Genomic DNA, 5,527 nt, shown 5'->3' with positions numbered 1-5,527 from the left:
CCGGTACGTACTCCGGTCGGCGGGGCCCTTCGCGGGCAGAGCGGGTTGGACCCGCGTCGCTGCGTGGGGCGCGGTGCCGCGACTTCAGCGCGAGCGCTTCGCGAGGCGCTCCACGTCCAGCAGGATCACCGCGCGGGCCTCCAGGCGGAGCCAGCCGCGGCCCGCGAAGTCCGCGAGCGCCTTGTTGACCGTCTCGCGGGAGGCGCCGACCAGCTGGGCCAGCTCCTCCTGGGTGAGGTCGTGCACGACGTGGATCCCTTCCTCGGACTGCACGCCGAAGCGGCGCGACAGGTCCAGGAGGGCGCGGGCGACACGGCCCGGCACATCGGAGAAGACCAGGTCGGACATCTGGTCGTTGGTCTTGCGCAGCCGCCGGGCGACCGCGCGCAGCAGCGCGGTGGCCACCTCGGGCCGGGCGTTCAGCCAGGGCTGGAGGTCGCCGTGGCCGAGGCCGAGGAGCTTGACCTCGGTCAGTGCGGAGGCGGTCGCCGTACGCGGGCCCGGGTCGAAGAGCGACAGCTCCCCGATCAGCTCGCCGGGGCCGAGCACGGCCAGCATGTTCTCGCGCCCGTCGGGCGAGGTGCGGTGGAGCTTCACCTTGCCCTCGGTGACCACGTACAGGCGGTCACCCTGGTCGCCCTCGTGGAACAGCGCGTCTCCGCGCGCGAGGGTCACCTCACTCATCGAGGCGCGGAGCTCCGCGGCCTGCTCGTCATCGAGCGCCGCGAAAAGCGGGGCGCGCCGCAGAACGTCGTCCACGAGTTCTCTCCTTGTCGGCCTGTCCAGGGAACCGTGGTCCCCATCATGCCGGACGGTAAAACAGTGCGATCAATCACAAACCAGTTTGACGCACGGGCGTGCCGGACCCTACGGCAGGGGGCCGATCGGGGGCGGATACGCCGTCACAGGGGTGGATGTCGGTGCCTGGCTCTAGGCTGGCCGGGTGTCCAGAACGCCGGGGAGAGCGCAGGCCAAGGGGGCTGACGGGGCGCTGAAGGGCGGCGATTCCGCTGTGGGCGAACAGCCTCGGCCGCGCCCGAAGATTGCCGCGAATGGCTCCCTCGGAGACGCGCACGGCTGCTCCCCCGGAGAGCCGGGGAAGCCGGTTGGGAAGTCGGCCAGGAGGTCCGCAGTGTCATCGTCAACACCCGGCAAATCCGGTAAAAAAGCCAAAACGGGAGAGCCCGGCACAACTGGAAAGATCACCAAGGCGGCCCCGGTCGGCAAGGCGGCGGCCACGGACAGGACGGCAGCCAAGCGCAACGCGCCGAAGGCCGAGTCCCATCTCGCGATGGTCCGCCGGGCGCGCCGGATCAACCGCGAGCTCGCCGAGGTCTATCCGTACGCCCACCCCGAGCTGGACTTCCGTAACCCCTTCGAGCTCCTGGTGGCCACGGTCCTCTCCGCCCAGACCACCGACCTGAGGGTCAACCAGACCACTCCCGCGCTCTTCGCCGCCTACCCCACTCCCGAGGACATGGCGGCGGCCGTGCCGGAGAAGATGGAGGAGATCCTCCGCCCGACCGGGTTCTTCCGGGCCAAGACCAAGTCGCTGCTCGGCCTCTCGGCCGCCCTCCGGGACGAGTTCGGGGGCGAGGTCCCGGGGCGTCTGGAGGACCTCGTGAAGCTGCCCGGCGTCGGCCGCAAGACCGCCAACGTCGTCCTGGGCAACGCCTTCGGCGTCCCCGGCATCACCGTCGACACGCACTTCGGGCGGCTGGTGCGGCGCTGGAAGTGGACGGACGAGGAGGACCCGGTGAAGGTCGAGGCGGTCGTCGCCGGGATCTTCCCGAAGAGCGAGTGGACGATGCTCTCGCACCGCGTCGTGTTCCACGGCCGCCGGATCTGCCACGCCCGCAAGCCCGCCTGCGGGGCCTGCCCGATCGCCCCGCTCTGCCCGTCGTACGGGGAGGGCGAGACCGACCCGGAGAAGGCCAGCAAGCTCCTGAAGTACGAGATGGGCGGCTATCCGGGCCAGCGGCTCAGCCCGCCCGCCGACTACCCGGGCGAGCCCGCGCCCACGCTGGGGGACGGGTGAGGCGTGTGAGGGGCCTCGGCCCGGCTCGGCCCGGCAACGGGTCGACCCCCGGGCGGATTGATTCCTGAGGTTCACCCTCAGGGCGGATTCCTTTCCCAGGACGGACCGGCTCGGAACGAAATGGCCGACGACACGCGTTGTGAATCGACGGGGGTGCCTATGACGCACACGCATACACACAGCACGGCGCAGGCTGGGAACGGCCCCGCCGGGAGCCCGCCGGGCCGCGGCCCCGTCAGCCGTGTTCCGGGCCTGGCCGTCGACGTCACCACCGACGGCCTGCCCGCGTGGCTCGACCCCGTCGTCGGCGCCGCGCGCACCGTCCGGCCGCAGCAGCTCAGCCGCTTCCTGCCGCCCGAGAGCGGGGCGGGCCGGCAGTCCGCCGTCCTGGTCCTGTTCGGCGAGGGGGAGCGCGGGCCGGAGCTGCTGCTCATGGAGCGCTCCGGGACGCTGCGCTCCCATGCCGGCCAGCCGTCCTTCCCCGGTGGCGCGCTGGATCCCGAGGACGGCGACCAAGCCACCACCGGCCCCCTGCGGGCGGCGCTGCGCGAGGCCGAGGAGGAGACCGGGCTCGACCCCCGGGGCGTCCAGCTCTTCGGCGTGCTGCCCCGGCTCTACATCCCGGTCAGCGGCTTCGTCGTGACGCCCGTGCTCGGCTGGTGGCGGGCGCCCAGCCCGGTCGGGGTGGTCGATCCGGCCGAGACGGCCCGGGTCTTCACCGTTCCCGTGGCGGATCTCACGGATCCTGCGAACCGGGCCACGGCCGTGCACCCGAGCGGGCACAGCGGTCCGGCATTTCTGGTCGAATCAGCCCTGGTCTGGGGTTTCACGGCCGGAGTGATCGACCGGATTGTGCACTACGCGGGATGGGAACGCCCCTGGGACAGGACCAGACAGGTGCCGCTCGACTGGCGCGCATGACACGCTGGCTGTCCTGCTGCGCTGTTCCGGGCCCGGCCCGGACCCCGTCACCACCGACGGGCCAGGTGACGAAACTGCGAGGCTACAGACGGTGAACGTGCTGGACATCCTGCTGCTGCTGGCTGCCGTGTGGTTCGCGGTCATCGGCTATCGCCAGGGTTTCGTCGTCGGCATCCTGTCGGTGATCGGCTTCCTCGGAGGCGGCCTCGTCGCCGTCTACCTGCTGCCGGTCATCTGGGGCCGAGTGACCGAGGACGCCGAGGTCTCCACGGCGGTCGCCATCGGCGCGGTCGTCATCGTGATCGTCTGCGCATCGATCGGCCAGGCCTTCACCACCCACCTGGGCAACAAACTCCGCCGGTACATCACGTGGTCGCCCGCGCGCGCCCTGGACGCCACCGGCGGCGCCCTGGTCAACGTGGTGGCGATGCTGCTGGTGGCCTGGATGATCGGCCTGCTGCTGGCGGGCACCTCACTGCCGACCCTCGGCAAGGAGGTCCGCAGCTCCTCGGTGCTGCTCGGGGTCGACCGGGTGATGCCGAAGCAGGCGCCCAGCTGGTTCCAGGACTTCTCCTCCGTCCTCGCGCAGAACGGCTTCCCGCAGGTCTTCAGCCCGTTCGCCAACGAGCCGATCACCGAGGTCAAGGCCCCGGACCCGGCCCTCGTGGGCAGCCCGGTCGCCGCCCGCGCCAAGCAGTCGATCGTCAAGGTCGTCGGCACGGCCCCGAGCTGCGGCAAGGTCCTCGAAGGGACCGGCTTCGTCTTCTCCGAGCGCCGGGTGATGACCAACGCCCACGTGGTCGGCGGCGTGGACGAGCCCACCGTCCAGATCGGCGGTGAGGGCCGGCTGTACGACGCGAAGGTCGTCCTCTACGACTGGCAGCGCGACATCGCGGTCCTGGACGTCCCCGATCTCCGGGCCAGGCCGCTGCAGTTCACCGGCCCGGACGACGACGCGGAGACCGGTGACAGCGCGATCGTCGCGGGCTTCCCGGAGAACGGCGCGTACGACGTGCGCTCGGCCCGCGTCCGCGCCCGCATCGACGCCGACGGCCCGGACATCTACCACCGGGGCACGGTGCGCCGCGATGTGTACTCGCTCTTCGCGACGGTGCGCCAGGGCAACTCGGGCGGCCCGCTGCTCACTCCGGACGGAAAGGTGTACGGAGTGGTGTTCGCCAAGTCGCTCGATGACCCGGACACCGGATACGCGCTGACGGCGGACGAGATCCGCGAGGACATCGAGATCGGCCGCACGGCCAACCAGCAGGTCGACAGCCAGGGCTGCGCCCTCTGAGGCCTGTCGTCGAACTGCCGTCTGCCGGGGAAGTGAAGGGGTCAGTTACGGGGGTGGCGGAGCCGTGCCGAGACCCAGCGGGCCCGGCGGCGGAGGATGCGGGAAATCCCGAGACGGGAACGGTGAAGGTCATGCACTTGGTGCACCCGGCCGCGAGGGCCGCCCCCCTCATGAGTGCTCACACCGGCGGAGACGGCGGAGCGGCGGTTGCGTGCTTCGTCAGTGAAGTCGTGCGTCCAGCCCATACCCCGACGTCTGCCCGTGACCCAAGGTCGGTAATCGTGCGCGAGTCAGCCAATTGGCCTATGCGGCAGGCAATTGGCTGCTCGTCGGACACCTGTGCCGAGGCGGGGTCGGCGGCTACCGGTCCGGCTCGGGGTCCTTGAGCCAGTTGATGAGTTCGGTGGAGAAGCCGATCGGGTCCTCCTCGTGCGGGAAGTGCCCGACACCGTCGAAAAGTCGCCACCGGTAGGGCGCCTCGACGTACTGCCCGGACCCGGCCGAACTGCGAGTGCGGACCGCCGGATCGAGCGACCCGTGCAGGTGCAGCGTGGGCACCCGGACCGGACGCTTCATCCGCCGGTTGAACTGGATCCCGTCCGGACGCGCCATCGAACGCACCATCCAGCGGTACGGCTCGATCGAGCAGTGGGCGGTGGAGGGGATGCTCATGGCCCGCCGGTAGACGTCCAGGGTCTCCTCGTCGGGGAACTCCGGGGTGCGGGGGCCCGCCCAGTCCTGGATGAGGCTCCCCACCAGGGCGGCGTCGTCCGCGAGGAGCTGACGCTCCGGCAGCCACGGACGCTGGAAGCCCCAGACGTACGAACCGGCCCGCGACTGGGCGAAGTCCGACAGCATGGAGGAGCGCCAGCGGCGCGGGTGCGGCATCGAGGAGACGACGAGCCGGCGGACCAGCTTGGGCCGCATCACGGCGGCCGTCCAGGCGAGGTAGCCGCCGAGGTCGTGGCCGACCAGGGCCGCGTCGGGCTCACCGAGGGAGCGGATCACGCCGGTGACGTCGAGGGCCAGGTTGGCGGGGTCGTAACCGCGCGGCGTACGGTCGCTGCCGCCCACCCCGCGCAGGTCCATCGCGACCGCCCGGAAGCCGGCGTCGGCGAGCGCGGTCATCTGGTGGCGCCAGGTCCACCAGAACTGCGGGAAGCCGTGCAGCAGGAGCACCAGCGGCCCCTCGCCCAGCTCCGCGATGTGGAAGCGCGCGCCGTTGGCCGTGACTTATATTTTGGCCCAGGGGCCTTCGAGACGCAAGTGTA

5 protein-coding genes and 1 pseudogene are annotated in these 5,527 nt (G+C 71.2%); 3 read left to right on the top strand and 3 right to left on the bottom strand.

Annotation, left to right across the window (positions count from 1 at the left end):
* Positions 1-84 precede the first annotated feature (84 nt).
* On the bottom strand, positions 85-759 hold the full coding sequence (locus ACFWM7_RS33155) for a Crp/Fnr family transcriptional regulator (RefSeq protein WP_003967450.1): 675 nt from the start codon (positions 757-759) through the stop codon (positions 85-87).
* 373 nt (positions 760-1,132) lie between these two features.
* Here ACFWM7_RS33155 and nth point away from each other — a divergent pair, with 373 nt between their 5' ends.
* The 3 genes from nth to ACFWM7_RS33140 all read left to right on the top strand — a co-directional run bounded on the left by nth (position 1,133) and on the right by ACFWM7_RS33140 (position 4,256).
* On the top strand, positions 1,133-2,038 hold the full coding sequence (gene nth, locus ACFWM7_RS33150; RefSeq protein WP_383267909.1) for an endonuclease III: 906 nt from the start codon (positions 1,133-1,135) through the stop codon (positions 2,036-2,038).
* Positions 2,039-2,197: 159 nt separating this feature from the next.
* Entirely contained in the window at positions 2,198-2,959 is a 762-nt protein-coding gene (locus ACFWM7_RS33145; RefSeq protein ID WP_383267906.1) for an NUDIX hydrolase, read from the top strand.
* Between the two features lie 91 nt (positions 2,960-3,050).
* Positions 3,051-4,256 (top strand): MarP family serine protease, encoded by a 1,206-nt coding sequence (locus ACFWM7_RS33140; RefSeq protein ID WP_383267903.1) that lies wholly within the window; start codon positions 3,051-3,053, stop codon positions 4,254-4,256.
* 41 nt (positions 4,257-4,297) lie between these two features.
* On the opposite strand, the gene ACFWM7_RS33135 is transcribed toward ACFWM7_RS33140, so the two are convergent.
* Together ACFWM7_RS33135 and ACFWM7_RS33130 are read right to left on the bottom strand one after the other, a co-directional pair.
* Positions 4,298-4,501 (bottom strand): hypothetical protein, encoded by a 204-nt coding sequence (locus tag ACFWM7_RS33135; protein WP_356567494.1) that lies wholly within the window; start codon positions 4,499-4,501, stop codon positions 4,298-4,300.
* 115 nt (positions 4,502-4,616) lie between these two features.
* Positions 4,617-5,522 (bottom strand): annotated as a pseudogene (locus ACFWM7_RS33130) (alpha/beta fold hydrolase).
* Between the last annotated feature and the right edge of the window lie 5 nt (positions 5,523-5,527).

The organism is Streptomyces sp. NPDC058375, assembly GCF_042723425.1.
GTDB classification, from domain to species: Bacteria; Actinomycetota; Actinomycetes; order Streptomycetales; family Streptomycetaceae; genus Streptomyces; species Streptomyces durocortorensis.
This window is presented reverse-complemented; position numbering and strand designations above follow the sequence as displayed.

Bases quoted from the DNA above. Each gene is read 5' to 3' on its own strand.
- ACFWM7_RS33145 (WP_383267906.1), top strand. From the start codon at position 2,198: ATGACGCACACGCATACACACAGCACGGCGCAGGCTGGGAACGGCCCC.
- ACFWM7_RS33135 (WP_356567494.1), bottom strand. From the start codon at position 4,501: ATGGGCTGGACGCACGACTTCACTGACGAAGCACGCAACCGCCGCTCC.